This is a genomic window from Caulobacter sp. RHG1 (assembly GCF_013181195.1).
Taxonomy (GTDB): Bacteria; Pseudomonadota; Alphaproteobacteria; order Caulobacterales; family Caulobacteraceae; genus Caulobacter.
In genome coordinates this window covers 108,649-133,829 of record NZ_SMZP01000008.1, presented here as the reverse complement: position 1 = coordinate 133,829, position 25,181 = coordinate 108,649, and the positions used below count along the sequence as shown (strand labels likewise).

Annotated in this window: 29 protein-coding genes, 1 tRNA gene and 1 pseudogene; 11 read left to right on the top strand and 20 right to left on the bottom strand. The window is 65.1% G+C overall.

Annotated features, from left to right (window positions below; genetic code table 11):
* Positions 1-36: 36 nt before the first annotated feature.
* From radC to sfsA, 4 genes are all read right to left on the bottom strand, one after another.
* Positions 37-807 carry a DNA repair protein RadC gene (radC, locus tag E1H18_RS20965; RefSeq protein ID WP_194248127.1) on the bottom strand — a complete coding sequence of 257 codons (771 nt, stop codon included), beginning with the start codon at positions 805-807 and terminating at the stop codon, positions 37-39.
* A gap of 104 nt (positions 808-911) precedes the next feature.
* On the bottom strand, positions 912-1,742 hold the full coding sequence (gene map / locus E1H18_RS20960; protein ID WP_172272200.1) for a type I methionyl aminopeptidase: 831 nt from the start codon (positions 1,740-1,742) through the stop codon (positions 912-914).
* 113 nt (positions 1,743-1,855) lie between these two features.
* Positions 1,856-2,242, bottom strand: a complete 387-nt coding sequence (locus tag E1H18_RS20955; protein ID WP_172272197.1) for a hypothetical protein — start codon at positions 2,240-2,242, stop codon at positions 1,856-1,858.
* Positions 2,243-2,299: 57 nt separating this feature from the next.
* On the bottom strand, positions 2,300-3,034 hold the full coding sequence (gene sfsA, locus E1H18_RS20950; RefSeq protein ID WP_172272194.1) for a DNA/RNA nuclease SfsA: 735 nt from the start codon (positions 3,032-3,034) through the stop codon (positions 2,300-2,302).
* A gap of 50 nt (positions 3,035-3,084) precedes the next feature.
* On the opposite strand from sfsA, the gene E1H18_RS20945 reads away from it, so the two are divergent.
* Positions 3,085-3,849 (top strand): competence/damage-inducible protein A, encoded by a 765-nt coding sequence (locus E1H18_RS20945; RefSeq protein ID WP_172272191.1) that lies wholly within the window; start codon positions 3,085-3,087, stop codon positions 3,847-3,849.
* Positions 3,850-3,863: 14 nt separating this feature from the next.
* On the opposite strand, the gene E1H18_RS20940 is transcribed toward E1H18_RS20945, so the two are convergent.
* The 4 genes from E1H18_RS20940 to E1H18_RS20925 all read right to left on the bottom strand — a co-directional run bounded on the left by E1H18_RS20940 (position 3,864) and on the right by E1H18_RS20925 (position 5,986).
* Entirely contained in the window at positions 3,864-4,262 is a 399-nt protein-coding gene (locus tag E1H18_RS20940; protein ID WP_172272188.1) for a helix-turn-helix domain-containing protein, read from the bottom strand.
* Positions 4,263-4,311: 49 nt separating this feature from the next.
* Positions 4,312-4,737 carry a hypothetical protein gene (locus tag E1H18_RS20935; protein WP_172272185.1) on the bottom strand — a complete coding sequence of 142 codons (426 nt, stop codon included), beginning with the start codon at positions 4,735-4,737 and terminating at the stop codon, positions 4,312-4,314.
* An 81-nt stretch (positions 4,738-4,818) separates the two neighbouring features.
* Complete coding sequence (locus E1H18_RS20930; RefSeq protein ID WP_172272182.1) at positions 4,819-5,154, bottom strand: hypothetical protein; 336 nt, start codon at positions 5,152-5,154, stop codon at positions 4,819-4,821.
* Between the two features lie 64 nt (positions 5,155-5,218).
* Positions 5,219-5,986: a helix-turn-helix transcriptional regulator gene (locus tag E1H18_RS20925; protein ID WP_172272178.1), complete on the bottom strand. Its 768-nt coding sequence runs from the start codon at positions 5,984-5,986 to the stop codon at positions 5,219-5,221.
* Positions 5,987-6,363: 377 nt separating this feature from the next.
* On the opposite strand from E1H18_RS20925, the gene E1H18_RS20920 reads away from it, so the two are divergent.
* Together E1H18_RS20920 and E1H18_RS20915 are read left to right on the top strand one after the other, a co-directional pair.
* On the top strand, positions 6,364-7,410 hold the full coding sequence (locus tag E1H18_RS20920; protein ID WP_172272175.1) for a hypothetical protein: 1,047 nt from the start codon (positions 6,364-6,366) through the stop codon (positions 7,408-7,410).
* On the top strand, positions 7,401-8,153 hold the full coding sequence (locus E1H18_RS20915) for a hypothetical protein (protein WP_172272172.1): 753 nt from the start codon (positions 7,401-7,403) through the stop codon (positions 8,151-8,153). The genes E1H18_RS20920 and E1H18_RS20915 overlap by 10 nt, the downstream gene beginning before the upstream one ends.
* Before the next feature lie 146 nt (positions 8,154-8,299).
* On the opposite strand, the gene E1H18_RS20910 is transcribed toward E1H18_RS20915, so the two are convergent.
* The 6 genes from E1H18_RS20910 to E1H18_RS20885 all read right to left on the bottom strand — a co-directional run bounded on the left by E1H18_RS20910 (position 8,300) and on the right by E1H18_RS20885 (position 11,619).
* Positions 8,300-8,566, bottom strand: coding sequence for a hypothetical protein (locus E1H18_RS20910; RefSeq protein ID WP_172272169.1), 267 nt, complete (start codon positions 8,564-8,566; stop codon positions 8,300-8,302).
* A gap of 101 nt (positions 8,567-8,667) precedes the next feature.
* A complete protein-coding gene (locus E1H18_RS20905) occupies positions 8,668-9,810 on the bottom strand; it encodes a Fic family protein (protein WP_172272166.1) in 1,143 nt (380 codons plus the stop codon).
* Between the two features lie 202 nt (positions 9,811-10,012).
* A complete protein-coding gene (locus E1H18_RS20900) occupies positions 10,013-10,285 on the bottom strand; it encodes a hypothetical protein (protein ID WP_172272163.1) in 273 nt (90 codons plus the stop codon).
* Between the two features lie 43 nt (positions 10,286-10,328).
* Positions 10,329-10,649, bottom strand: coding sequence for a sigma-70 region 4 domain-containing protein (locus tag E1H18_RS20895; protein ID WP_241736129.1), 321 nt, complete (start codon positions 10,647-10,649; stop codon positions 10,329-10,331).
* Positions 10,646-11,128 (bottom strand): hypothetical protein, encoded by a 483-nt coding sequence (locus E1H18_RS20890; protein ID WP_194248126.1) that lies wholly within the window; start codon positions 11,126-11,128, stop codon positions 10,646-10,648. Before E1H18_RS20890 ends, E1H18_RS20895 begins: the two co-directional genes overlap by 4 nt.
* On the bottom strand, positions 11,125-11,619 hold the full coding sequence (locus tag E1H18_RS20885) for a hypothetical protein (protein ID WP_172272160.1): 495 nt from the start codon (positions 11,617-11,619) through the stop codon (positions 11,125-11,127). Before E1H18_RS20885 ends, E1H18_RS20890 begins: the two co-directional genes overlap by 4 nt.
* 129 nt (positions 11,620-11,748) lie before the next feature.
* Between E1H18_RS20885 and E1H18_RS20880 the strand changes: the two genes are divergently transcribed.
* Positions 11,749-11,958 (top strand): transcriptional regulator, encoded by a 210-nt coding sequence (locus tag E1H18_RS20880; protein ID WP_241736128.1) that lies wholly within the window; start codon positions 11,749-11,751, stop codon positions 11,956-11,958.
* A gap of 11 nt (positions 11,959-11,969) precedes the next feature.
* On the opposite strand, the gene E1H18_RS20875 is transcribed toward E1H18_RS20880, so the two are convergent.
* Positions 11,970-12,656 carry a DUF6118 family protein gene (locus E1H18_RS20875; RefSeq protein WP_172272154.1) on the bottom strand — a complete coding sequence of 229 codons (687 nt, stop codon included), beginning with the start codon at positions 12,654-12,656 and terminating at the stop codon, positions 11,970-11,972.
* Between the two features lie 6 nt (positions 12,657-12,662).
* Positions 12,663-15,359 (bottom strand): Ti-type conjugative transfer relaxase TraA, encoded by a 2,697-nt coding sequence (gene traA / locus E1H18_RS20870; protein WP_172272151.1) that lies wholly within the window; start codon positions 15,357-15,359, stop codon positions 12,663-12,665.
* Between the two features lie 192 nt (positions 15,360-15,551).
* Between traA and E1H18_RS20865 the strand changes: the two genes are divergently transcribed.
* The 3 genes from E1H18_RS20865 to E1H18_RS20855 are packed head-to-tail and all read left to right on the top strand — an operon-like array spanning position 15,552 to position 17,702.
* Entirely contained in the window at positions 15,552-15,860 is a 309-nt protein-coding gene (locus E1H18_RS20865) for a conjugal transfer protein TraD (RefSeq protein WP_172272148.1), read from the top strand.
* Between the two features lie 37 nt (positions 15,861-15,897).
* On the top strand, positions 15,898-16,137 hold the full coding sequence (locus tag E1H18_RS26920; RefSeq protein WP_172272145.1) for a conjugal transfer protein TraD: 240 nt from the start codon (positions 15,898-15,900) through the stop codon (positions 16,135-16,137).
* Complete coding sequence (locus E1H18_RS20855) at positions 16,134-17,702, top strand: type IV secretory system conjugative DNA transfer family protein (RefSeq protein WP_172272142.1); 1,569 nt, start codon at positions 16,134-16,136, stop codon at positions 17,700-17,702. The genes E1H18_RS26920 and E1H18_RS20855 overlap by 4 nt, the downstream gene beginning before the upstream one ends.
* 11 nt (positions 17,703-17,713) lie before the next feature.
* Here E1H18_RS20855 and E1H18_RS20850 read toward each other — a convergent pair whose 3' ends face one another.
* Entirely contained in the window at positions 17,714-18,241 is a 528-nt protein-coding gene (locus E1H18_RS20850; protein ID WP_172272139.1) for an antirestriction protein ArdA, read from the bottom strand.
* A 630-nt stretch (positions 18,242-18,871) separates the two neighbouring features.
* On the opposite strand from E1H18_RS20850, the pseudogene E1H18_RS20845 reads away from it, so the two are divergent.
* A pseudogene (locus E1H18_RS20845) lies at positions 18,872-19,258 on the top strand (sugar transferase); the annotation flags it as partial.
* Here the strand turns inward: E1H18_RS20845 and E1H18_RS20840 are convergent.
* Positions 19,246-19,319 (bottom strand) — tRNA-Cys (locus E1H18_RS20840). The pseudogene E1H18_RS20845 and the gene E1H18_RS20840 overlap by 13 nt on opposite strands.
* 360 nt (positions 19,320-19,679) lie before the next feature.
* Here E1H18_RS20840 and E1H18_RS20835 point away from each other — a divergent pair.
* On the top strand, positions 19,680-20,018 hold the full coding sequence (locus tag E1H18_RS20835) for a helix-turn-helix transcriptional regulator (protein WP_206679108.1): 339 nt from the start codon (positions 19,680-19,682) through the stop codon (positions 20,016-20,018).
* Positions 20,008-21,339, top strand: a complete 1,332-nt coding sequence (locus tag E1H18_RS20830) for a type II toxin-antitoxin system HipA family toxin (RefSeq protein WP_172272133.1) — start codon at positions 20,008-20,010, stop codon at positions 21,337-21,339. Before E1H18_RS20835 ends, E1H18_RS20830 begins: the two co-directional genes overlap by 11 nt.
* Positions 21,340-21,553: 214 nt before the next feature.
* Here the strand turns inward: E1H18_RS20830 and E1H18_RS20825 are convergent, their stop codons facing one another.
* Positions 21,554-21,979, bottom strand: coding sequence for a helix-turn-helix domain-containing protein (locus E1H18_RS20825; protein ID WP_172272131.1), 426 nt, complete (start codon positions 21,977-21,979; stop codon positions 21,554-21,556).
* A 181-nt stretch (positions 21,980-22,160) separates the two neighbouring features.
* On the opposite strand from E1H18_RS20825, the gene galE reads away from it, so the two are divergent.
* The gene (gene galE, locus E1H18_RS20820) at positions 22,161-23,135 is read left to right on the top strand and encodes a UDP-glucose 4-epimerase GalE (RefSeq protein WP_172272129.1); all 975 of its coding nucleotides are present in this window, start codon (positions 22,161-22,163) and stop codon (positions 23,133-23,135) included.
* Between the two features lie 59 nt (positions 23,136-23,194).
* On the opposite strand, the gene E1H18_RS26915 is transcribed toward galE, so the two are convergent.
* On the bottom strand, positions 23,195-24,670 hold the full coding sequence (locus tag E1H18_RS26915; protein ID WP_194248125.1) for a hypothetical protein: 1,476 nt from the start codon (positions 24,668-24,670) through the stop codon (positions 23,195-23,197).
* Between the last annotated feature and the right edge of the window lie 511 nt (positions 24,671-25,181).

Below are 25,181 nucleotides of genomic sequence, written 5' to 3'. Positions count from 1 at the left end.
GCCAAGCTCAGCGTTGGCGAGGGGGGCGTCAAGCGTTCACATCAGGCCCAGGGCCTTGAAGCTGGCCACGCCCTCGCGGCCGACCACCAGATGGTCATGGACGGCGATCTTCAGGGCTTTTCCGGCCTCGACGATCTGCTTGGTCATGTCGATGTCGGGGCGTGACGGGGTCGGATCGCCCGAAGGATGGTTGTGCAGGATGATCAGGTTGCTGGACGACAGCTCCAGCGCCCGACGCATGATCTCACGCGGGTAGACCGGGGCGTGGTCGACAGTGCCGCGGTTCATCACCTCGTCGGCGATCAGCTGGTTTTTCTTGTCCAGGAAAAGTACGCGAAACTGCTCGCGCGACTCGTTGGCCAGGGCCACGCGGACATAGCCGAGCAGGGCGCTCCACGAGCTGATCACCGGCCTTTTGACGATCTTGTCGCGGCCGGCCCGCAGCGTGGCTTCGTGCAGCAGCTTGATGTCCATCGCCGCGCCCTCGCCGACGCCGGGCACGGTGGCCAGCTCCTCGATCGTCGCGCCCAGCACGCCGCCCAGGGAGCCGAACCGGGTCAGCAGGCTCTTGGCCAGCGGTTTGACGTCGCCGCGCGGGTAGGTGCGGAAGAGATAGAGCTCCAGCAGCTCATAGTCGGGCAGGGCCACGAACCCGCCGGCCTTGGCCCGCTGGCGCAAGCGTTCGCGATGGCCGGCGTGATGGGCGTGGGCGGACTTGCGGACGGGCTTGCCGGATGCGGGTTGGGCGACGACGACCGGCTCGACCGGCGTCGCATCGGACACGCCCAAGGCTTTGACGCTGACCATGCCGTCCCCCGAACTCTGGCGAGGGATAGTGAGGTGATCGCGTCAGGGTTGTCCAGGGGTTCTGTAGGCCCTCCCCCGCGTGCGGGGGAGGGTCTAGTCCAGGATCAGCCGCCCAGGATCGCCGGCTGGAACAGGCCGGCGGGCGAGGCGGTGAAGATCTCGTAGCCGTCTTCGGTCACGCCGATCGAGTGCTCGCACTGGGCCGAAAGCGACTTGTCGCGGGTCACGGCGGTCCAGCCGTCGTTCAGCACCTTCACGGCCGGCTTGCCCAGATTCACCATCGGCTCGACGGTGAAGAACATGCCCGGCTTCAGCACCGCGCCCTGGCCGGGGCGGCCGAAGTGCAGGATGTTGGGGGCGTCGTGGAACACCTTGCCCAGGCCGTGGCCGCAGAAGTCGCGGACCACCGAGCAGCGCTGGGCCTCGACGTAGCTCTGGATGGCGTGGCCGATGTCGCCCAGCGTGGCGCCCGGCTTCACGGCCTCCAGGCCGCGCTTCATGCCTTCGTAGGTGATCTCGACCAGGCGACGGGCGCGCGGGCCCACTTCGCCCACGCCATACATGCGCGAGGTGTCGCCATGCCAGCCGTCGACGATGGCGGTGACGTCGATATTGACGATGTCGCCTTCCTTCAGCGTCCACTCGCCCGGGATGCCGTGGCAGACCACGTGGTTGCGCGAGATGCAGACCGTCTTGGGGTAGCCGCGATAATAGAGGCAGGCGGGCAGGGCGCCGTTGTCGAGGATGAACTCTCGGGCCAGCGTATCCAGGTGATCCGAAGAGACGCCCGGCTGCACGTGCGGGATCAGCATGTCCAGGCACTCGGCAGCCAGCTTGCCGGCCTTGCGCATGCCCTCGAAGTCTTCCGGCTTGTGCAGCTTGATCTGCCCCGTGCGGGTTTCGGCTTCGATTTCGAGGGTGTTGTCCAAGGTCATGCTCTACTCGGGCGTCGCCGCCGCGAGGCGCGGCGATCGGAAATGTTCAGGGCGTATCTCGCAATCCTAGCACGGATTTCAACCCCGGACCTCCCTCAACGGCCCCAAGCCTTCTAAGGATTGATCCGTCGCACGGTGTCGTGGGCCGGGCGGACCTCCTTGACGAACTCGGCGTCCAGGGTCGTGGGCTTGTCGCGGCGCACATGGCAGACGCCCTTGTAGCGCGTGACCCGGCCGCTTTCCTTCTCGGTGACGTCGGCGGTGAACTTGACGTCCCACTCGCCCGGCTTGCCGGTAGGGACGGGATCCATGTCGTTGGAGTTGACGCCGTCCAGCGTCTTGAGGCCGAAGCGGTCCTCCAGCTTGCCAGTGCAGGCCTTGAACGCGAAGATCGCCCGCAAGCCCGTCATCATGCCGCTCTCGGGCTTGCCCGGCTCGGTCCGGCCACAGGCTGAGACGGCGAGCGCCAGTGCGCAGATGGCCAGTACGGTCCTCTTCATGCGATCCCCACTTCGCGTAACGGACGCATGGGTAACCGACACGCTGGCGATTGCAGCTTAAATCCCTGTTAGGTGAGCGTTGGTCCACAGGATGCGGCGGGCCACTTGGATCGTCTGCGTGCTCATGGCGCAGGCATAGACCAACACCTCGACCCCGGCTTTGGCCGCAGCGTCCAATCCCCGGGCGAACGCCGGGTCGAGATCGGCGCAGGCGCTGAAGGTCTCGCAGTCCTCGCGCTGGACGATGAACAGGGCCACGGCGCGGTGGCCCTCGCGCACCTGGGCGGCCAGGTCGGTCAGATGTCGGGTCGAGCGCTCGGCCTTGCAGTCTGGAAACTCGGCCAGGCCCGGCGCGCGGCTGAAGTGGCAGTTCTTCACCTCCAGCCAGCAGGGCGGCCAGTCCGGATGGGTCAGCAGGAAGTCGACGCGGCTGGCTTCGGCGTACTTCACCTCCGGCTTGACGGTCGCATAGCCGGAAAGTTCGGGGATCCAGTCGTTGGCCAGGGCCTCGGCGACCAGCCGGTTGGGCAGCAGGGTGTTGACGCCCACCAGCGCGCTCTTTTCAGAAGCCATGGCCTGCTCGACCAACTGCAGGGTCCAGGGCAGCTTGCGCTTGGGATCGTCCGACCATGACACCCAGGCGCCCTGGCCTGGCTCGCGCACGCCCAGCATGGCGCCGGGGTTGGGGCAGTGGGCGGTGATCTCCCGTCCGTCGTCCAGCACGAGGTCGGCGAAGAAGCGCTTGTAGCGGCTGACCAGGCGGCCATGAACGAGCGGTTGCGGGAGCAGCATGCGGGGCCTAAGTCGATAATCGGAACAAGGCGACATAAGGGATCGAAGCGATGGCGACCAGCGAACGCGTGACGGCGGCGGTGATGATCATCGGCGACGAGATCCTGTCGGGCCGGACCCAGGACGTGAACCTGTCGGCTATCGCCAAGTACCTGGCCACCTATGGCGTGGACCTGTGCGAAGCCCGGGTGGTGTCGGACGTCGAGCAGGACATCGTCGACGCGGTCAACGCCCTGCGCGCCCGCTACGACTACGTCATCACCACCGGCGGCATCGGCCCGACCCACGACGACATCACCGCCGACTCGATCGCCAAGGCTTTCGGGGTCACGGCGCCCGAGCATCCCGAGATCATGGCCATGCTGCGCGAGCGCTGGGGCGAGCCTAACGCCGCGCGTCGTGGCATGGCGCATGTGCCCGAGGGCGGCATGCTGGTGAAGAACCCCGTGCAGGGGCCGCCCGGTTTCCAGAAGGAGAACGTGTTCGTGCTCGCCGGCGTCCCGGCGATCATGCGCGGCATGCTGGAGGACGTGGGGCCTCGCCTGCGCAGCGGAGCGGTGGTGCTGTCCAAGACCGTCCGTGTCACGGGCACGGGCGAGGGGGCGATCGCTGCGCCGCTGGAGGCTGTGGCCAAGGCGCATCCGGACATGTCGCTGGGCAGCTATCCGTTCTTCGCCCTGCCGGACGTCTACGGCGCCAATCTGGTATTGCGCGGGCGTGACGCCGACGAACTGGACGCGGCCGTGAGCGAACTGATCAGCGCCCTGGCCGAGGCCGGGGCCAACAACATCGAGCTGCTGGCGGACCCGGCCTAAAGCTCCAGAGATCTCTAGTCTTCGCCGGCGATGGCCTTGGCCAGGTCGACCAGGTGCTTGCGCATGCCGGTCGACGGGATCGACACATAGGCGCGCGCCAGTTCCGGACCGCCCGACAGCGACCAGAAGCCGGCCATCTCGTTGGCCAGGTCCGCGGCGCTGGTGTCGGCGCCTTCCGGGTCATCCAGGCCTTCGAAGAAGAAGCCGATCGGCGTCTTCAGGAACATGGCCGTGGCGTGCAGCTTGCTGGCGCTGATGCGGTTGGCGCCGCCTTCGTACTTCTGCACCTGCTGGAAGGTCAGGCCCAGGGCGTCGGCGAGAGCCTGCTGCGAGTAGCCCAGGTCCTTGCGGCGCATGCGCAGGCGGCGGCCGACGTGAATGTCGACGGGATCGGGGGTCTTGTCTTCAGCCATGCTTACTCACTCGAACGCGACAGGAAGGGGAGAGGGGAGGACGGGCGGCTCATCGCGCAGTGGCCGCGGGGGAAGAACGGGTCAGGACCGCCATGCCATAGGCCAGGCTGGCGACGACCGCGCAACTCCAGATCCCGAGGGCGACGATGTAGGGGGCGGCCTGGATCTTGTCGTCGATGACCATCGCTCCATGGGTGGCCACGCCCAGCAGGTGGAAGCCGCTGGCGGCCAGCAGCCAGCGCCGGCGGTAGACGAGCGACAGCCCCACCAGCACGGCCAGCAGGGCGAGGTCGACGACCAGGGTCGCCCATTGGATGTCGATGAAGCGGCGGTCGAGGACGAAGGACGTGCCGATCCAGGCGGCGACCATGGCCGCTGCGGCCAGGCGCTCGGGTTTGCCGCCGCGCCACAGGGCCCAGCCGCAGACGATGAGCATCAGGACCAGGGAGGCCTGGCCGATCAGCTGATGGAACACGGCGGCCTCCGTCTTACGTAGTGCCGCCGTGATCCTGACCGGAGTCGACCTCCGGTGAAACGCTTAATCGCCTATCGGGCCTTATTCACCAACCGCGCGTAGGCGTCCGCGGGGCTGCTCCACCTCGGGTTTGTCCTGAACGCCGAAGGCGACTTGGCGCAGGCCGACCTGGTCGCGAACCTCGGCCAAACCGCCATGCGCCTTGACCAGGGCGCGGCGCGCCTGAAGCAGATGAGCCATGGCGGCGTTGACGTCTTCCATCACGTCCTGACCATAGACGACCGAGAGATTGGCCTCGGTGCGGGCGTTGGCCAGCAGGCCGGCGAATTGGGCCATGGCGCCGTAGGTGGTTTCGACCGCGGTCTCGACGGCGAACAGTTCCTGGGCGACGCGCGCCCCGATGATCTTGCGTTGCATGCAAAGGTCTCCCGTCGCGCCAAACGGTCGCCGGCGCGGCGCTGGTCTCGAAATGTCGGGGAGGTCAGCGGGCGAAGATGCGCCAGAGCCAGTCCTGAATCGCGATCAGGAAGCTGTGCGCGGCCATCAGAAGTCCACTGAAGAGGAGGGCGACGACGATGGCCAGCAGGGCCATCACCGCCAGGTTGGCGAAGGGGTCTAGGTCATGGTCCAGCCTCCCTCGCCAGCTTGGCGGGGGGCTTCGTCGAGAAGGATCGACGCCGCGATCAGAAGCTCGCGCAAAACCATTTCCGGCGGCTTGCCGGACTGGGCGTCCCGGATGGGGCGCAGCATCGCCTCCACCTCTTCCGGGGCGCAGGATGAAAGGGCGGTCAGCTGTCGTTGCAGATGGTCCCACGTCGTCCCCGGCAGGTCTGGTCGCGGCTCCGGTGCGCCTGGAAACCGCGTCCGGAAGCGTCGGCTCTCGAAGATCTTGCGCGAGGCCATCTGGCTCGCCGTCTTTGTCCGATCGCTGTTCGTTTGCGGCTGGTCCATGCATCTCCCCCGTGCCGCCTTCAGGAGAGGGGAGCGGGGGTGATGGCGTCAGTGGGGACGTTTCGTAGGCGTGAAAATCGCTATGCCCGGAGAACAGCCGCGCGGCTTCGCGCCGGGTGGCCACGCCCAGCCGCTCGCAGGCCTTGCCGATGCGCACGTCGACGCTGGCCGGCGATATGCCCAGCTGAAGGGCGATCTCCTTGGAGGAAAAGCCGCGCGCGACCAACGCCAGGCACGCCCGCTCGCGCGGCGTCAGGCGGGCGATCCGCTCGGTCGACGATAAGGCGACATCGGCCATGTCGGCACGCTACGCGAGTCGCAGCCAAACTTGGTAGGGACGGTGGGACTCGAACCCACACGGATTGCTCCAACGGATTTTAAGTCCGGTTACATCGTTGATTTTAAAGGGAAAAAGCCGATTGTGCTAGAAGGGTGTGCTAAGCGCGGCTTTTGCCAATCATAATCGCGCGTTCGGCGCGGACTGTCCAGAGAAGGTAGCGGTAAGCGTCGTCAGACTCGTCAAGGCCGCACTCGACGACGCTGATTGTCGTCGGACTCGTATCGATGAGTCGCCCCGACTCTTTCCGGCCGAGGCTTCGGTCGCCAATCTGAGCCTGCGACAGAGTATCGTGGGTCGCTCGTTCGCTAACAGTGCACTTGAAGATAACATCAGTGATGTTAATTTCGCACGTGATGTTACGGACGTGGAAAGACAAGTGGGAGCAGCAGCTCGCGGAGAAGGCTGAGGCCTATCTGCGGGAGAGCTTCGGCGCGAGCGTTTGGTTGGTTCGTGCCGAGCCCACTGGCATGCCCTTCTTCATAACCGATCAATACGCCCTCTGGCGCGCCGAGATCTTCGAGCGGTCCTGCGTGCTGATGGCCGTCCGGGCGGCCACGGGCGCGACGGCCGACGAGCTGGCCCGCCACGTTCATGTCGTCCGGGAGCGCAGCAACACCCCGACAGTGGTGTTGGTGTTTGAGACCTTGTCGCCATCGCGGCGCCTGAGCTTGCTGAAGCAGCGGTTGGCGTTCCTGGTGCCGGGGGCGCAGCTCTACATCCCCGAAGCCTTGATGGACCTGCGCGAGCGGGCGCCCAGGGCGCCGGTGCATGACGTCGAGACGTTTTCGCCTACCAGCCAGATGATCGTCATCGGCGCCCTCCTGCGGCGCGAGACCGAAGCGCCCAGCGCAACGGCCCTGGCCACCCGCTATGGCGTGGCCACCATGAGCGTGAGCCGGGCCTTCGACGAACTGCAGGCCGCCGGCCTGGCCGACACCTCGCGCACCGGCAAGCAGAGGGTTCTCAGGTTCGTCAGCCATGGCCTCGATCTTTGGGAGGTCGCCGCGCCGCGTCTGCAATCGCCCGTGCGCAAGGTTCGGACCGTCGGTATCCCCTTTCCCCAGCACTTCCCTGGCCGGGTAGCGGGCGAGAGCGCCCTGTCGCTTTATACCCCGCTGGCGTCGCCACGCGTCCAACGACTTGCCGTCGCCGCCGCCAACTGGCCCCAGCTGGTCCGCGACCACGGCCTGATCGCGCGCGAGCCGGGAGACCCGGCCGGCGACGAGGTCGAGACCTGGAGCTACGACCCGGCGGCGCTGGCCGATCGCACCGACCGCAATGTAGTCGACCGCCTCTCCTTATACCTGAGCACGCGCGACCACCCCGACGAACGTGTCGCCCAAGCCGCCGAGCAGCTCCTAGAGGACATGTCGTGGTCGTAGGCCTGAAGCGTTGGCGCGAGCACTTCGCCGACTATGCCGACCGCTACGTATTGGTCGGCGGCGTGGCGTGCGAGCAGGTGATGGAGGAGGTCGGTCTTACCTTTCGGCTGACCAAGGACTTCGATGTGGTGCTGCTCGTCGAGTTGCTCGACGCGGCCTTCGCCGACGTCTTCTGGGCCTTCATCGAGGCGGGCGGCTACGAGCGGCGCGAGAAGGCCGATGGCGGCAAGCTCTATAGGTTCCAGCGCCCCTCGGAATCCGACTATCCGCAGATGATCGAGCTGTTCTCCCGCGCGCCTGACGGCATCGATTTGGCGCCGGGAAGCCAGCTAGTCCCACTGCCGATCGACGACGCGGCCGCCAGCCTGTCGGCGATCCTTCTCGACGGCGGCTACTACGATTTCTTGCGCGAGAACGCCCGTGTGGTCGACGGCCTGCCCTTGCTGAACGAAGCGGCGATCATCCCCTTCAAAGCTCGCGCCCACCTCGATCTGGCGAAGCGTAAGGCCGCCGGCGAAGCCGTTGATGGCGGGAACATCAAGAAGCACCGCAGCGACGTCTTCCGTCTGTTGCAGCTCTTGCCAGAAGGCGAGGTTCAACCCCTACCCGAAGCGATCCGGGCCGACATGACTGCCTTCGTCGACGCCGTGGCCAGCGACAAGACCTTCAAGCCGGCCGACTTCAAGCTCAAGATGACGCCGGACGAGGCCATAGCCCGTCTTGTGGCGGCCTACGGTCTGTAGATCCGGCGAGGACGACCTAGCCTTCGAAAAGGAAGGCATAGGACCTGACGGATCAATCACGGCTTCCGGCGGGTCGTGGATTCTGCGGCCAGATGCTCGTACCCGTCGGATGATCTGAATGAGGCGCTCTGGCACATCGCTACCGATCAGCGCCGAAAGGGCACCACGTTCGATCGACCCAGCAACGCCGCCATCCCTTCGTCTTGTAGAACGGACCGAAAGGCTTCCATGGCTAAGTCATCTGTCGGAAATTGATCATCCCAGACAGTGGATGTACCTTCCTCGTCCACGACCTCAAGCGCCCAGCCCGGTTGATTTTCAAGCCGATAGATTTCCACAGTCGCGCTTATTCCATCCGCAGACACCGGGCCGGAAAGTCCCGATCGGATGATGTTCGGATCGCGTTGATTCATTGTAGTCTCCTAGCCAAAAGGGTAGCGCGTACCCCGCTGAACGTCACGTTCCCGGTGGTAGGCCAACGTCCCTTCATGGTGCTTACCCATTTGTCGTGCGGCTAGATGATGTCCTTCCCGCTCATTGATGCTATGGCGGGGACGGCGATGTTTAAGTGATAGCGCGTCGCCTTGTTCGCGCCGGTGCGGGTCAGCGCGCCGATCTCAACCAGTGAGGCGAGATCGCGGGTGGTGGTCGCCGACGGCGCGCCAGTGATGGTCATGTAGTTGGCGGCGCTGAGCCCGCCCTTGAAGCCTTCCGGCCCGGCGGCGAATAGCCGGATGAGCGCCTTTTCCTGGCGCTCGTTTAGTGCGCCGCGCAATCGGCCCATGAGGCGGGCCTTATCCAGCACGAATTCGACCTGGCGGAGCGTACTTTGCTGCGCCTCGAGGGTCTTGGCGGCAAACCACAATAGCCAGTCGGTGATTTCGAGTTCGCGATGTGCTCGCTCAAGCTCGGCGTAGTAGGCCTTGCGATGCTGCAGCAAGGTGCTGGCCATGCCGGTGACGACCGGGTTGACCAATCCTTGCGCCAGGATCTTCTCACTGATCGCGCGACCGACACGGCCGTTGCCGTCCTCGAACGGGTGGATGCTCTCAAACCAGAGGTGGGCGATGCCGGCGCGGGTGATGGCGGGGAGAGGTGTGTCGCCGCCCGGCGCGGTGCGCTCCAGCCAATCCCAGAAGCGCTGCATTTCCGCGGTAAGGGCGGATGAAGGCGGAGCCTCGAAATGCACTTTCGGGGCGTGCACCGAGCCCGAGACGATCTGCATCGGATCTGTGTGGGTGCGATAGCGCCCGATATCGACCAGATCGGTGCGCCCGTTGGTGATCCAGCGATGCCAACGGAACAGGGCCTCTTCGGTCAGTGGCGTAGTTGCCCGCTCATAGAGATCGACCATCATTTCCGCGATGCCGGCCTCGGCGGGCGACGCGCGGCGACGATCGCTGGCTAGGCCTAGGCGCCTGCGGATGGACGACTGGACGCTATCTCGGTCGAGCGGTTCGCCCTCAATGGCGGAAGTATCGACGGCCTCATGGCTCATCAATTCGATGCGCAAGGCATATTGGTCGTCGGCGTCCAGATGTTTGGATGCACCGATGAGCACGCCCGCGTTCTCGATGAAGAGCGCTTCGGCGCGCACCAATGTGCGCTGATCCCAAGTAAACTCGGGCCAGCCTTCCTGCTGCCAATTCCAAACCATGATCGATATCTATCCGATATATCGATCAAAATCCATTGGAATGTGATCTGTATAAGCCATTCCAATCGATCATGGACATTGTGCCGGTAGGTGGAGGGGGGGCGGGATGCGCAGGTCTTTGATCAACCGCTTCTCGCGTGTTGGCGAGAAATAGAAGGCCGCGAACAGGGCGGCTGGCCCGGCGAACACCCTTCACCTCATACTAGCTGACGCCGAGGGGCGTCAGCCTCCGAAATTCGCTCTCGGCGCCGGCGATCAGCGCATCGATCGTTGCCGCGTCCTCCGGCCCTAGCTCCCGATGGAAGTTGGCGCCGTAGGTGGGCATGGCCGAAAGGCCGCCAGGATAGGTCACGGTCGCGGGCGATCCGTTCTCGAACACGACGGCTTCGACATAGGTCGGATCTGCGTAGGTCTCGGCCCGGATCTCGAAGGCCCGGCCGGCGTGCTCAAAGGTGCTGGTTCTCAGAACGGACATGGTGGGGACCTCCATCGAACTGCTGAGAGACTGACGGGCGAGTTCATCCGACGTCAAGCCGGGGGCGAGTTCGCTCAATGAGACAGACGATGGTGTCGATCTGACAGATCGCAATCGCCATGTGCGATTCTACCTCTTGGACCGTCAGGGTCAGGTGACGGCCGATCTGCGCGTAGTCGAGCGCACGGAAGCGTTTCAGCATGAAGACGTCTCGCGTGTCACCGCGCAGGCGCATGACGGCATAATGGATCACCTCCTGGCTGTTGTGAGGATCAAAGCCTCCGCCGGCCCATAGACGCGGGTGGCGCCAACGCCACCATTGGATCGGATCAAGCTGCCAATATTTCCAAGCGCGGCGCATCATCCGCGCTCACGGGGGATCGCATTGGTGGGGCCGCCTGGAACCTGAGCCCCGATGGCGATCCCAACGGCGGCGATTAGGTCGTCCACCGTCTGGCAGGCGTCGAGCCAGCACACCGATGCGATGGTCTCCGCCGGCATGTGGGGAATGGTGTGGGTTTTGTAGTAGGGATTGAGCGCCGCCGCGATCTTGGCCAATCCGGGCGGCGCGCCCTCGAACCCGGCCCGCTTTGCGCTTTTCAGCGCTTTGAGCAGGTCATGGCGGACGTGGATGCGGTTCCAGTCGTCGCTGATCCCCCGGTGAAGAAGATAGGCCTTCAGCGCAAGCTCGATCGCGATGGCCAGGAAGTGTCGCGCGCCGTCTGGGAATCTTGGGACCAACTCTTCCGTACCATTCCAGAAGCTCCTGGCGTTGCGGAGGAACCGTTCGGCTAGGCGGCGGTCGTTGCGGCCGTGCCGTCGATGGAGCGCGTCATTCCTCATGTTGGACGGCTCAGCGTCTTGAGGTCTCGCACTGCCCGGACCATGAGGCCGTGGACCTCTTCGTACCCGTCGGGATAGAGGAGTCGCGTCGCGATGGTCAGGTTTGCCACCACAGCCGCCACGCTCGCCGCAGGCGTTGAAGGCAACGCTTTCAGCAGCGCATCGCTCTTCCTGTCCAACGCTTCGAGTTCAACCGCTATGTCGTCGAGCTTACGCGCCTGCGGCAACGCGCGGCGTTGGTCCTCGGAAAGACGAAACCAGTTGAATTCGCGAGCCAGAAAACTCTCATGATGGCCCCACTCGGCACTCAAGCGCTCCCGCTCTGCTTCAACGGCGAACCACCTGTCACACGCGGCGATAGTCGGATCGATGCCGGGGGCGGGAGCCCGTCCGGCAAGCGCCGGCGTGGCGGAAGCGCCGACCAACACGGCGCGTCTCGACAGTTCGGGCAGGCGCGCGACCGCGCCTCCCGTCTTTCGACGTGAGCCCATGGCGATAACTCTGGCTGCATGTTAGAGATTTTGTACCACGCGACCAGTTAGAAGTCAAAGAAAAACTACCATATGGCAGAAAATTCTACTTCTTCCATCTCGGCTGCTCAAATCCGAGCTGCGCGGTCTTTGATCGACTGGAGCGGTGAGCAGCTTGCGAACGCGTCGGGCGTCTCCCTCCAAACGATATGGCGTATGGAAAAAAGCGATGTCGGCCCTGGCCGTAGCTCAGCCGTCAACGTCAAGGCCGTGCGGCGGGCGCTGGAAGACGCGGGCGTCGTCTTCATTGATCCAGACGAAGCGGCCGTGCTTGGATTCGGTGTCCGCCTGAAGGGCTGACTATGCTCGGATCAGTGAGGCCGAATAACCAGCTTGCAGCTCTGGTCCTTCCCGGCCTTGGCCGCCGTTCGCCGGCAGGCCTCCAGCGCTTCTCGATTGTCCCGCTCGAACTGCGACATCTCAACGATCCGAGCCCAATCCTGCTGGCTGACGCCGTGCATCATCTGTCCGCCCGCCGTCCAACGATCCTGCTTCAGCGTGGCCGCCGCCATCCGCTCGGCGACCTGCCAGCGATCGGGCAAGGCGCGCGCGATTGGCCCCGACAGCCCGACCCAAAGGACGATGCCCGCCATCACGCCACCGGCGCCGGCAGCGATGAGCCACCTTCGTTGATCGCGTGTCGCGCGCGGACGCGGCACGACTTCGCCTAGCGCTCTCACGGCGTCGTCCAAACCGCGCTGGGCCCGTGACCAGTCACCCTGGGCCTCCTGCCGGGCGCGTGTCGCGGCGGCCTGAACCTCTCCCGCCACACGAGCCGGCGTCAGGCTGAGCAATGGCGACTGCGCCAAGGCCTCGATGCGCTTGTCCACCGCCGCGAGCTGGCTGGCCATCTTGCCTAAGGTCGGACCATAATCGACCGGCTCATGGCGCTCTTCCGCCGCCGCCAAGCCCTCGACCGCCCGCCGCAACAGGGCAACCTCGGTCCTCAGTTGGCCAAACGCTTCCTCGGCCGGATCGCCATACGCCTCGTCCGTCACGCCACTTTACCTTTCCCAACCGCGATCACGGTTCTTGCTGGGCTCGTCTCCAGGGCCGCGCCCACGATCATGGTCCATGCCCTTCTTCAAATCCTGGGCTGGCGCGCCGCGCGCCTTGTCGGGCGCCAGCCGTTCCATCTTCATCGCCGCGAGAGCCGGCCCGGTACGGCCTTGGGCCGCCGCCGTCAGCAGCGCGGGGTTGTTCTCGACCACGCTGGCCAGGTGCTTGGCCGCGCCGGGCCACAGACCCGCCACCGCCTGGGCGCCGCGCTCCAGGCCCTGCTTCTGGTGCTCCAGCATCGGCAAGCCGGCCTGCCGCATGCGCTGCACATCCATCACCGCCGCCGCGTAGCCGCGAATGGCGCGATGGGCGGCCCGGTCGTCTTTGGCGATGTCGGGGGTCTTGGTCTGCGCCGGCTTCGGATTGAACCCGGCGAACCGGCCGCGTCCGGCGCCATCGGCCGGGCCGTCGATCGACCGCCGCGCCGCGAATGTCTTGGGATAATCGAGCGCCATCTCCTTGGGCCGATCGCGACCCAAGGTCCTCACGAGGTCGCGCCGTTCGGGGAAGTCCTGGCGGCTGTAGTGCAGCGCGACCCCGTCGCGGTGCCGGCTGAGCGCCACATAGGCCGCATGCCGGTCCATGTGGCCGCTGGCCAGCACATGGGTGCGATCGACGGTGACGCCCTGGGACTTATGGATGGTCGCCGCGTAGCCGTGATCCAAGTCGTTGTAGGTCTTCAGATCGACGCTGATGCGCCGCCCATCGTCGAGCCGCACGCCCATGGCGCCCTGGCCGAAGGTTTCCACCGTTCCCAGCGTGCCGTTCTTCACGCCAAGCGAGCGCTCGTTGCGCAGGAACATCACCCGGTCCTGGGCGGCGAAGTCACGCATGCCGCGTGTGGTCTTCACGGCCTGATCTGGTCCAAGCTCGCCGTCGGCCTTCATGCGCTCTCGGGCCAGCGTATTGAGCGCGCCGACATCCTCGCGGGTGTAGGCCAGCATCATCCGCGACGCCTGCGGATCGGCTTGGCGTTCGCTGGCCCAGCCGTCGATCACGGCGCCGCGCGCCGCGTCCTTGCTGTCATGGCCGTGGACCATGCCGGCCGCCTCATAGGCAGCTAGGGCTTGGTCCGTGCGTCCGGTCGCCAGATGCCGCGTGGCCTGCCGTTGCCAGTCCTCGCGCTGGCGGCGGATCTGGCTGATCTCGGCCGCGCCATGTCGTTCGGTCAGAGCGCGGAACGCAGCGCCGGCTTCGATGGCCTGGAGCTGTTCGGCGTCGCCGACCATCACCACCTTGGCCCCGGCCTGCTCGGCGTGATCCAGCACCCGCTGCATCTGCCGTGAGCCGACGAGGCCCGCCTCGTCGATCACCAGCACGTCGCTGGACGACAGCTGATCGCGACCGCGTGCCCAGCCATATTCCAAACTGGCTAGCGTGCGCGAAGGGATGGCTGATCCGCCCTCCAGGTTCTCGGCGGCGATGCCCGATAGCGCCGCGCCCTGGACCCGATAGCCCTGCGCTTCCCAAGCCTCCTTTGCGACGCCGAGCATGGCGCTCTTGCCGCTGCCGGCGTAGCCGACGACCAAGCTCAATCGCTCGCGGCCTGTGACATGGGCGAAGGCGTCGCGCTGCTCCTCGGACAGCGTCAGGCCCGCCGCCGCGCTCTTGGCCAAGGCGGCGTCCTGCCGACCAGCGCTGACGCCATGGTCGCGCCGCTGGGCCATGCCTTCCGCCGACCGCTCCAGCCGCCGCTCGACGTCGAGCATCTCGCGGCTGGTGAACCGCTCGCGGCCCTGGCCGTCACGTCCCAAGGCGACGAGTTCGGGCGAGGTCTTTATCGCGCTTCTGACTTGGTCGAACTGGTCCTTGCCGTCGCTGTGGCGATGGGCGAACCGGGCTAGGTCGTGGTCGGTGAACGTCGCCTGCTGGTGGGTGATCGCCGAGAGGGCGATCCTTGGCTCGGCGATGATCCGCTCGCCGTTGCGCCGGGCGATCTCGCGATGGTCCTGGGCGCGCTGCGCGCTCTCCCCGCGATCGTCGCGCCGCGAGCCGGCCGGGCCGATCTTGTCCTGTGGCTCCAGGTCGATGCCCTGATCTTTGAACGAGCGGTGATCGATCCGCGCCTCGATGCCCAGTTGGGCCAAGTGCTCGTTGACGTGCTCGCTCCAGGCGCCGCGCCAATGGGTCAAAAGCTCGGTGCTGTTCCAGTCGCGGACCTTGCCGCCGAACCGCGTCGCGCCATCCTTGTCCTGCGCCACCTCGCGCATGGTCAGCATGACGTGGGCGTGCGGTTTGGGACTGCCGTCCTCGGCCATGTCCCAATGCACATTGAGGTCGGCGACCATGCCGCGATCGACAAACTCGCGCTGCACGAAGTCGCGAGCCAACGCGACGCCCTGGGCCTGATCCATCTCGCGCGGGATCGAGAACTCCACCTCACGCGCCAGCTGGGCGTCCTTGCGCTTCTCGCCGGCCTCGACCGCGTTCCACAAACGCGCCTGGTCGGGCCAGGCCTCTCGGGCCGCCGCGTTGGGCGCCAGGATCTCCGAATGGACGACGCCGGTCTTGTTCGTGAAGTCGTGCGCTCGGTCCAGGCGCTCGTCATGCAGGCGGGAGGCGGAGCGGTACGCGGCGGCGGCCACCGCGCTGGAGCCGTTGGCGCGGCTGATGACCTTGGCTGAGAAGTGATAGATCGCCATCGGGGCGTTCCTTCAGCTTCACTCCTTCGCGCACCGACCCGTCGGGGACGTCGGCACGACGTATAAGCGCGCACTCCGATCGCAGATCGGCCTGACTTGCTGCACGCGGGCACTTTAAACGTCTTGCGCGATCATCACAACCTTTGGTATTTATGTGCTCGGGGTGGGCTCCATCGCAGGAGGCCTTGAGCTATGCGCAAACCCCGCGACATCGACGCCGAGCTGGAGGCTCTGGCGGCGAAGGCGAAACACCTCAAAAGCCAGAAGATCAAACAGCTCGGCGAACTCGTCATCGCCACTGGCGCGGACGAACTCGACCCGGAGGTTTTGGCCGGCGCGCTTCTGACGGCGAAGGCCTCCAAGGACGCCAAGTCGCGGGAGGCCTGGAAGTCGGAGGGCGAGGCCTTCTTTCGCAAGGGCGCCGGCCGCAAGCTGGCGTCGGCGCCTGCTAGCGACGCTGCGGGCGCTGGCCAAGACCCTGGCGCTGGCGCGACGGGCTGAAGCCGTCGCCGCGCGCCTCGATACGAGAGCCTGGGTCGTGCAGCGCCGTGAGCGCACACATCACCTGATCGAACTTGGCGGCCTCGTCACCAAGGCCGGCCTCGTCGATCTTACCGACGACGACCGCGCGGCTCTGCTGGGCGGGCTGCTCGAACTTGCCGATCAGCTTCAAGACGCCGGCCGCGCCGACGTGCTCGCGCGGTGGCGGCATCGCGGACGGCATGTCTTTGAGGCCGATGCGGAGCGCGATCGGCTAATGCGCGGGGCGGCGAGATGATCCGCACGGCCACCATGATTGGCGCGATCTTGATCGGTCTTTTCGTGGGGCGGCTGATCGGCGGCTTCGTGCTCACCGTCATCGTCGCGGTCGGGCCGGTTGGGTCTGGTGTGAGCATTCTGGTTCTGGTCGTCACGAGCCTGCTCGGCGGCCTGGTCGGTTTTCTACGGTGGCGGCGCTGGTGGCCCGATGGCGCTGTCTCCGATGCGCATGGGTCGGCGCGGTTCAGTCGCGAGGACGAGATCTCCCGGACGCTTGGCGGCGACGAGGGCCTGATCGTCGGCCGTTCGATGCGCGGCAAGCTGCTTCGCTACGACGGCCCGGCGCACTTGCTGACCATCGCGCCGTCGCAAGCGGGTAAAGGCGTCGGGACGATCATTCCCAATCTCCTCACTCTGAGGCGTTCGGTTCTCTGTGTGGATCCTAAGGGAGAGAACACGCGCATCACGGCGGCGGCGCGCGCGCGGATGGGGCCGGTCTTCGTGCTCGACCCATTCGACGTGTCGGGTCAGCCGTGCGCGGCGTTCAATCCGCTGTCGGCGCTGGACCCCGATAGTCTCGACCTGGTCGACGACGTCGCCGCGATCGCAGAGGCGCTGGTTTATGACCCGCCGAACCAAGTTGGCGAGGCCCATTGGAACGAGGAGGCCAAGGCGCTGATTTCCGGCGTCATCCTTCATGTCGTGACGACGGCGCCCGACTACCTTCGTAGCCTGACCACGGTGCGGGATCTTCTCACCGCCGCGCCAGACGCCTTCGCCAAGATGCTGAAGGCAATGCAGGACAGCGGCGCGGCCGGCGGTCTGGTCGCGCGCGCGGCAAACCGTCATCGCGGCAAGAGCGATCGCGAGGCCGCGGGCGTGTTGTCCGCGGCGCAGCGGCACACGCACTTCCTCGATAGTCCGCGCATGGCGCGGGTCTTGGAGCGGTCGGGCTTTTCGTTGAGCGAGCTACGGGCCGGGCTCGTGAGTGTGTTCCTGGTCTTGCCGCCTGAGCGTCTTCGAACCCATGCGCGCTGGCTGCGGCTGATGGTGGTGCAGACGATCGGGGCCTTGGCGCGCGGACCAGTGGGCGCGGAGCGCGACGGTCCTGACGTACTGCTCATGCTCGATGAGTTCGCCGCGCTCGGACACCTGGAGCCGGTCGAGCGGGCGTTCGGGCTGATGGCCGGATACGGCGTGCAGATCTGGGCGATCCTGCAGGATCTTCACCAGCTCAAGAGCGCCTATGGCGATCACGCCGGGACCTTCCTGGCCAATGCTCGGGTCATTCAGGTGTTCAATGTCGCCGACATCGACACGGCGACCTGGGTCTCGCGGTTGATGGGTGTCGCGACCGAAACCTACAGCACGAGCGGCCAGTCAACGACGCAGGCCGTCAACAAGCTCTTCTCCACGCATGGCAGCTCAACCAACGTCAATCTCGCGCGGCGGGATCTGGTCACGCCCGACGAGGTCATGCGGATCGATAGCGGGTCGCTGATCCTACTTCGACCGGGCGCGAACCCGGCGCTGGCGCGCAAGGTCCGCTACTACAGTAATCCTGAATTCAAAGGCCTGTTCTGAGCGCCTTCGCCTCATCGCGCCCAAAAAACGTGGACCTTGTCGTGAGCCGTCCGGAGCGTGAACACCTCGCCGCTCAGCTCCGCGTCCCGCGCCATGGCTTCGTAGTCGATATAGAGGCGGAGGGGCTCCGGGATCATGACCGTTTCCTCAGTCAGTTCCTGAAAGTAGTCAGCGAGACATTCGAACGCGCCTCGGTACCCGTCGTCGAGCGCCTCGCTCGCCTCGTCGATGTTCCCGCCGAGATGATCGAGCACCAGTGCGCCAAGCTGGCCGCGCTCGCGAAGAAACGATGCGATTTCGACGACCCGCCCGATGTCCTCGTACTCGCCGATGGTCACGCCGCCAAAGCCGTCATGATCATGGATGGCGAACTCTTCCGCGCCAGCGATTGGAGACACGCTCAGCATGGCCGTGATGGCGTCTTTGACCGTCTCTTCGTCCTCGACGTCGATCCACGCCCCGTGAAGGCGGCCGGCATTGTAGGCCGCCAGGCAAGCGACAAAGATCCTGGGCGATAGCCGGTCCGCTGCGTTGGACATTGTGATCTCCTTCGGTCGTTGGGTTGCGGACGCAAAAGGCGCGTCTGAAACCCGACGCCCGTCGGCGAGACCGGGGGTGCAAGCGGAGGAGCGGCTTCGCGGGGAACCGGCTGCAGGTCCGCTGGCGCGCGAGCGACATCGGCCGAAGCTGGGCGGAAGCCGCTTCGCAGCGCGCTGGGGGCTGGCCCTAAGTCCTCTGTGGGGCGCCGACAGAGCCGACCAGTTCCCGGCCATTACTGGATCGGCCGCTCGCCAATGCGCGCAGTCCTTATCGGCCAGCTCCCGTTTACCGAGTATTGGGGACATTCAAGAGCGGGGGCGCAAAGACCCTGTCGCATATTCTTGCGACGCATATGACGGTTCAGTGAGGCGCGGCAGCGTTTACCGTGTGCATTCCGTCACAGTCGGACGCGCCGGTGCTCGCTGATTTAGCGTGCTGAAGTCGTCATTATTCACCCGGGCGCCCGTCATTAGGGCTGAGAATGTCACTTGAACGCGCAGGAATCGCCGCGCCGCGAAGAAAGGTTGGTTAACAACCACTGAGGGCGGTTGTTTGCAGAACGCTGATTTAGTAAAGGCTTGTTAAATCATCGGGCAAAGACCCGGATACATAACACTGGTGGGGACCACGTGCTGATTGCAACTAATCCGTCAGCGGATCAGCGAACCTGCGCCGTGAAAGCGTCGCCGGTCGCCAAGGATCCGCTAAAACGAGCGATGGATATTCTGGTCGCGGGCGGCGCTTTGCTGTTCTTCGCGCCGCTCCTCGCTCTCGTCGCTATTCTGATCAAGCTCGAGTCGCCCGGTCCGGTGTTGTTCCGGCAATCCCGCGGCGGGCTGAACGGTCAGGCCTTTACGATCTTCAAGTTCCGCTCGATGCGGTGTCAGGAGAACGGTTCGAAGGTCGTCCAGGCCAAGCGCGACGACGATCGGATCACGACGCTCGGCAAGATCATCCGCACGACCAGCATTGACGAGCTTCCCCAGCTTATAAATGTCTTGCGCGGCGACATGTCCCGGAATCGAACCGGGGTGCACGGATTTGCAATCCGCTGCGTCACCACTCCGCCACCGGGCCATCCGGGCGTCGACGCAAATCACGTCGGCGGGGGAGGGCGTTCGATACAGGAGCCGTTGCGGGGCTGCAACTGGCAAATCGCGACGCCGTGGATCACCCGGCGGATGGCGCTTCGTCCGACCACAAGGCGAGCGCCTAATCCACGAAATCGTTACGTTTGCTCTCGGCGGGGAAGGGGCCGATCGGTGGTGCGGCTTGGGCTGCGTTCCAGTTCGCTTCCATCTCGCCGGTGTCGATGGCGACGCGCAGGCGCCGGTCCTCTACGTATATACCACATAGCGGGCGCGAAAGTTGCGGTGAAAAACTGAAGTCTGATCGATGGAGCGATCATATCGGCACAATATGTGCTATGTATCGATCATGCCTGCCTCAAAAAAGCAAAGCTACGCCCGATATACCCTTGCCGCCGCCACCTTTATGGGGCGCACGATCCAGCTTGCTCGCAAGGAGCGGCGGATGACCGCGCAGGAGTTGGCCGATCGCCTAGGGGTTTCTCGCGGGACGGTGCAGCGCCTAGAGGCGGGTGATCCGAAGGTGGAGCTGGGTATCGCCTTTGAGGCTTTCGCGCTGCTGGGCCTGCCCTTGTTCGAGGAAGGCCTGCCTGCCCTGACAGCGCGCCTGGACGAGGCCGGTAAGCGTCTCGTCCTCATGCCGAAATATGCCCGGGCCAAGTCCAGCGTGATCGACGATGACTTCTAAGGCCTCCCCCGATCGTAAGCCAGCTGCGCCGCGCTCGGCCTATGTTTGGACCTGGCTGCCGGAGCACACCCAACCCGTTGTGGCCGGGCAGCTGGTCGACCGTGGCGGTCGGATCGACTTCGTGTACGGCAAAAGTTATCGCGAGCGGGCGGACGCCATCGCGCTTTATTTGCCTGAACTGCCGCTTGGGAGCGGGGTGATCGCCCCGCCGTTCGGCCTTCAGATGGCGAGCGCGATCCGAGACGGCGCGCCCGATGCTTGGGGGCGACGGGTCATCTTGAACCGTACGCTCGGGTTGAAGGGCGATGCGATCAGCGGCCAAGAACTGGACGAGCTTACCTATCTTCTGGAATCCGGGTCGGACCGCATCGGGGCGCTCGACTTCCAGGCGTCAGCCAAGATCTACGCTCCCCGCGGCGGCGGACAGGCGTCGCTGGAGGAGCTTCTGGCGTCGGCCGAACGCGTCGAGCGGAACATTCCCCTGACCCCGGAGCTGGATCAGGCGCTGCATCACGGTAGCTCGATCGGCGGCGCTCGCCCCAAGGCGTTGATCGCTGACGAACACGCGCGCTACATCGCCAAGTTCTCGAGCAGCGTCGACACCTTCAGCGTAGTCAAGGGCGAGTACATCGCCATGCGCCTGGCCGCGTTGGCTGGCCTGGAGGTCGCGCCTGTCCGGCTTGAGCGGGCTTCGGGCAAGGACGTGCTGCTAGTCCGCCGGTTTGACCGGCAAGACGCTCCGGATGGCTGGCGGCGCAAGGCGATGGTCTCTGCCTTGACGATCCTGGGCCTCGACGAGATGCAGGCGCGCTATGCCAGCTATCAGGATTTGGCGGAGATCATCCGCTTTCGCTTTTCTAACGTTCGCGCCGCCCTGCACGAGCTTTTCGCTCGTATCTGTTTCAACGTCCTGGTCGGGAATGTCGATGATCACGCGCGCAACCACGCCGCGTTCTGGGATGGGCATCACCTAGCCCTGACTGCGGCCTATGATATCTGCCCGCAAGCACGCGCGGGCGAAGAGGCTAGCCAGGCCATGCTGATCGATGGGACAGACCGCGCCAGCCAGATCCGGGTGTGCTTGGGGGCTGCTCGGCATTTTCAGTTGGACGACGCAGACGCCCGAGCGATTGTAGAGCGATTGATCCGCGCTATCGGAGATCACTGGGGCGCCGTCTGCGCAGAGGCCAATCTGGGCCAGGTGGATCGCCGGCTTTTCTGGGGGCGCCAGTTCTTAAACCCGTATGCGTTCTATGGCCTGGAAGGCGATGCGGCGTACCTGGCCGTGTTAGCCGCGGGCTACCGTGAACGGCAAGCCTAAGCGCGCTGAGCCGCCCTTCTCGCTCGACTCGACCGCTGTCGGCAGCTCCGGAAATCAGAGAGTAAAGTCCTTATGCGGACTAGATATTCCCGGAGAATGTCGCTTGGAAAGGCGGGTGGCTGGTCTGGAAATGTAAGAGGTTCAATGGTTGTCAGGGCGGAAGGGTGGAATCGCTCGCTTCCAAATAGCTGGAGCGACGAACGGCAGTCCGCCCTTAAGTCTCGCTAACGCCCATGGCGCGTACCAGGTCGACGATCTGTCGCCGCAAAGGGCCTCGGTCGATCTTGGGGAACAGTTCCGCCAGTTCCATTCCTTCTGGCGTGCTGAGAAACTCCGAGACAATCCGCTCGCTGGCTCGCGCCTTTTCGATCACCTCAGTGGGCTCTGTTGTGACGGGATCGGCGAGGCCGTCGAAGAAGAACGACACAGGGACCTGCAGCGTCCTGGCGATCTCGTACAGTTTCGACGCGCTGATCCGGTTGGCGCCCCGCTCGTACTTCTGAACCTGTTGGAAAGTGAGCCCGATCGCGTCGGCGAGTTGTTCCTGGCTCAAGTCGATCATTTTGCGGCGTATACGGACACGGCCGCCCACGTGTAGGTCGACGTAGTTAGGCGTGCGAGTTTCGAAGCTGTCAGCCATTACAGGCTCCATCGAGTTCGTTCGGCATGCTGCGCCGGACGAGGACTGGGTAAAAGGAGCTTACGCAGCGAGAATTCAAGGGCTGCGCCCTCAGATGATACAAAAGCCAAGCTAGGCGGCGAGAATAGGTCCGATTCCTGCCAAGCCTTGGCGCTATGGTGCGCACAGGAATGAGGATTCGATGCCAACTGTGCTGGTGACCGGCGGCGCCGGGTATTTGGGCGCGCACGCATGTTTGGCGTTGTCCCACGCGGGGTTCACCCCCGTCGCATTCGACGATTTCTCCAACGGCCATCGCGAACACGTCCAGTGGGGGCCGCTGGAGGTCGGGGACATCAACGACGGCGTTAGGCTGGACGAGGTCTTCAGCACGCATCGACCGGTGGCGGTGCTGCATTTTGCCGCTCGCATTGAGGTCGGGGAATCCACGCGCGACCCGGGCCCATTCTTCCGAACCAATGTCAGCGGTACGATCACGCTGATCGAAGCTGCGCGACGCGCGGGAGTAAACGCGCTGGTGCTTTCGTCGACCTGCGCGACCTTTGGCGACCCTGTGTTTCTGCCGATGGACGAGATGCACCCGCAGCAGCCATTGAACCCCTATGGACGCACCAAGCTGATGGTCGAGCAACTGTTGGCCGACTACGACCGCTATGTCGGGTTCCGGAGCACGGTGCTGCGCTACTTCAACGCCGCCGGCGCCGATCTGGAGGGGCGCATTGGCGAGTGGCACGAGCCGGAAACCCACGCCATCCCTCTGGCCCTGCAGGTCGCGCTCGGCCGGCGAGATCGCTTCACGATCTTCGGCGAGGACTACGACACCCGAGATGGCACAGCGCTGCGTGACTACGTCCACGTACTGGACTTGGCTGACGCCCACATCCTGGCGCTGCGCCGACTTTTGGCGGGCGGCGGATCGACGGCCTACAATTTGGGGACGGGCGCCGGCACGACCGTGCGCGAGTTGATCCAGGGCGTCGAGCGCGTGACGGGGCGACCGCTGCCGGTCGACGTGGCGCCGCGCCGCGACGGCGATGCGCCGGTGCTGGTTGCCAATAGCGCCAAGGCGCAGGCCGAGCTCGGATGGAGGGCCACGCGTGATCTGGATACGATCCTGGGATCGGCTTGGCGCTGGCATCGCGCGCAGGGAGTGTGATCGCCAAGCGCGACTTGCGCCAAAAGGCGGCGCGCGGCGCGGTGACAGACGGGGCGCGCTCACGCCGCCGCCCAAACTTCATCGAGGATCCGCGCGGCGACAGCGGCTTTGTCGTTGGGAAGGAAGCGAGCGTAGTAGCGCGCTACGGTTTCTGCCGTGTCCTGGATCGCGTAGCCGGCCTGCTCGTATGAACCGGTCCGCTTCAGAATGTGGGTGGCTAGCACATCGCGGACGTTATGCGGACCGTGAGGGAGGAGGCCTTTGATCGCGCCTCGGCCTGTATAGGGATTGAAGACCCCATAGCGCTCGATGGTGTGACGCCAAGCTTCATAGAATGACGTCTGGCAATAGCTGGCGTGCCGCAGATGGGGATAACGCGCCGTTTTGACGAAGAAGGTGCCTGGATCGTCTGCGTTGAACAGAAGTACGGGGCGGTGCACGGCCAGATAGGCATCGATGCGGCCGTAAAGCTCTCGGACGTTGGGAAGCAGGAGCCTGTAAGGCTGATCCGAGAAGTATGACGAGGTCGCGTTTTTGAATGCCGCGGCTGGGATCGTAATCATCCAGCCTTGGCGGCCCGCATCCCAGTGCAGTTCGCCTCGGCCAACCGCCTCCAGCTTTCGCAGCGGTGTCGGTGTTTCGTCTCGCCGACGCACCCCCAGCTCGCGAAGGTTGCGCTGTCGGAGGCCCGTGTGCAGCCCTATCCTCAGCATCAGAAGGCTTCGGACGGCCTCCGCCGCCGCGAGCGGATAGCGCCGAGGGTCGGGCGTGCGGCGGTCGACTTCATCGGCGATCAGGCTGTAGACACCGACAGGGCTTTCGGCCTCAAGCACCGGCATGATGGGCTCGAAGGTGTCGCGGTGCACCCGGGCGACACGCTTGATGTCTTTGCGCCAGGCGCTGGCATAGCCGTAACCCTCATCGCATGCGGCCTGCCAGTCGCATTGGGCGCGCTCTATCTCATGCTCTGTCAGCAAGCCGGGGATCGGCTTTAGGTGTCCAGATAGCGCCGGGGACTGACGCAGCCAGCCTGTCTCACGGCGAAGGAGCGACACGCCCATGCACAGCATGTCGGCCTCCCAGCGGGTGTGAAAGCCCCGCCGATGCATGCGCCAGTCGATGTACCAGTTCCAGACTTTCGGGAAGGCGAGCAGGGCAAAGGTCAGGTGCGCTGTTGGGACACCAAGGCCGCCAGTCGGGCTGGATGGAGAGGCCGACAGCGCTCCGAAGAGGAGTCCTAGATGCGCGGCTTTCTGTTGCCGTGTCTGGGCGCCCCAAACGCCGACGCGGCGATAGCCAAGCGGCGTGATCCTGGCGGCCTTAAAGCGCAGGAGGGCCGCCATTTCTCGATCGAGGGTCGCAGGAGCGGGGACCCGGTGGAATTGCGGCGCTTTGGCCTGGACCGTGCGGGACGAAGCGGAGGGCTGGTAGGTCTCTGACGTCTCGAGCGCCTCAGGCGAGAAGCCGATCGCAAAGGGATGTTTCTGGGCTGCGCTCTGATATCGGCGATAGGCCGTAGATCCTGTCAGGATCACCGATCGCGCCCACTCAACGATCTCGGCTTGCTGGCTTAGAGAGCGCTCGTTGAAATCATCTGGCAGATGCCAGGCTAGGCGCCTGCGCTCATTTGGGTTCAGCCCCACAGGCCGGAGGCCTGCGCAGGCTCTGCCTTGGTGGGGGATGAGGCTCTTCAGCTGACCTGCCGGTAGGTCGTAGCGGCGTTCAATGAACTTGAGGGCCCGGAGGCTTTCTACATGGCGCGGATGATCGTCACCGCGTCGCCAGGCATAGAGGCTTGTGTAGGGGACTTTGTATCCGGCGGCGCGAAGGGCGCCGTAGAGCTGATAGCAAGACTCGCCACCGCTCCGGATCGCCGCTTTCAGAGCAATAGCGAAGGTTCTGTCGAGCTGCGCGCGTCTAGGAGATAGCGGGGGCGAGCGCCGACATCGGTCGCCAGCCGGTCCCCGGGGCTGGCGCGCGCTTTCGGCGGGAGGGTGTGCCGCCAGGGCCGCGGCGGTCTTCGATCCGACTGACGTCATCGCTTTG

Bases quoted from the DNA above. Each gene is read 5' to 3' on its own strand.
- radC (WP_194248127.1), bottom strand. From the start codon at position 807: ATGGTCAGCGTCAAAGCCTTGGGCGTGTCCGATGCGACGCCGGTCGAG.
- map (WP_172272200.1), bottom strand. From the start codon at position 1,742: ATGACCTTGGACAACACCCTCGAAATCGAAGCCGAAACCCGCACGGGG.
- E1H18_RS20955 (WP_172272197.1), bottom strand. From the start codon at position 2,242: ATGAAGAGGACCGTACTGGCCATCTGCGCACTGGCGCTCGCCGTCTCA.
- sfsA (WP_172272194.1), bottom strand. From the start codon at position 3,034: ATGCTGCTCCCGCAACCGCTCGTTCATGGCCGCCTGGTCAGCCGCTAC.
- E1H18_RS20945 (WP_172272191.1), top strand. From the start codon at position 3,085: ATGGCGACCAGCGAACGCGTGACGGCGGCGGTGATGATCATCGGCGAC.
- E1H18_RS20940 (WP_172272188.1), bottom strand. From the start codon at position 4,262: ATGGCTGAAGACAAGACCCCCGATCCCGTCGACATTCACGTCGGCCGC.
- E1H18_RS20930 (WP_172272182.1), bottom strand. From the start codon at position 5,154: ATGCAACGCAAGATCATCGGGGCGCGCGTCGCCCAGGAACTGTTCGCC.
- E1H18_RS20925 (WP_172272178.1), bottom strand. From the start codon at position 5,986: ATGGCCGATGTCGCCTTATCGTCGACCGAGCGGATCGCCCGCCTGACG.
- E1H18_RS20920 (WP_172272175.1), top strand. From the start codon at position 6,364: ATGTTAATTTCGCACGTGATGTTACGGACGTGGAAAGACAAGTGGGAG.
- E1H18_RS20910 (WP_172272169.1), bottom strand. From the start codon at position 8,566: ATGAATCAACGCGATCCGAACATCATCCGATCGGGACTTTCCGGCCCG.
- E1H18_RS20905 (WP_172272166.1), bottom strand. From the start codon at position 9,810: ATGGTTTGGAATTGGCAGCAGGAAGGCTGGCCCGAGTTTACTTGGGAT.
- E1H18_RS20900 (WP_172272163.1), bottom strand. From the start codon at position 10,285: ATGTCCGTTCTGAGAACCAGCACCTTTGAGCACGCCGGCCGGGCCTTC.
- E1H18_RS20895 (WP_241736129.1), bottom strand. From the start codon at position 10,649: ATGATGCGCCGCGCTTGGAAATATTGGCAGCTTGATCCGATCCAATGG.
- E1H18_RS20890 (WP_194248126.1), bottom strand. From the start codon at position 11,128: ATGAGGAATGACGCGCTCCATCGACGGCACGGCCGCAACGACCGCCGC.
- E1H18_RS20885 (WP_172272160.1), bottom strand. From the start codon at position 11,619: ATGGGCTCACGTCGAAAGACGGGAGGCGCGGTCGCGCGCCTGCCCGAA.
- traA (WP_172272151.1), bottom strand. From the start codon at position 15,359: ATGGCGATCTATCACTTCTCAGCCAAGGTCATCAGCCGCGCCAACGGC.
- E1H18_RS20865 (WP_172272148.1), top strand. From the start codon at position 15,552: ATGCGCAAACCCCGCGACATCGACGCCGAGCTGGAGGCTCTGGCGGCG.
- E1H18_RS20855 (WP_172272142.1), top strand. From the start codon at position 16,134: ATGATCCGCACGGCCACCATGATTGGCGCGATCTTGATCGGTCTTTTC.
- E1H18_RS20850 (WP_172272139.1), bottom strand. From the start codon at position 18,241: ATGTCCAACGCAGCGGACCGGCTATCGCCCAGGATCTTTGTCGCTTGC.
- E1H18_RS20835 (WP_206679108.1), top strand. From the start codon at position 19,680: ATGCCTGCCTCAAAAAAGCAAAGCTACGCCCGATATACCCTTGCCGCC.
- E1H18_RS20830 (WP_172272133.1), top strand. From the start codon at position 20,008: ATGACTTCTAAGGCCTCCCCCGATCGTAAGCCAGCTGCGCCGCGCTCG.
- E1H18_RS20825 (WP_172272131.1), bottom strand. From the start codon at position 21,979: ATGGCTGACAGCTTCGAAACTCGCACGCCTAACTACGTCGACCTACAC.
- galE (WP_172272129.1), top strand. From the start codon at position 22,161: ATGCCAACTGTGCTGGTGACCGGCGGCGCCGGGTATTTGGGCGCGCAC.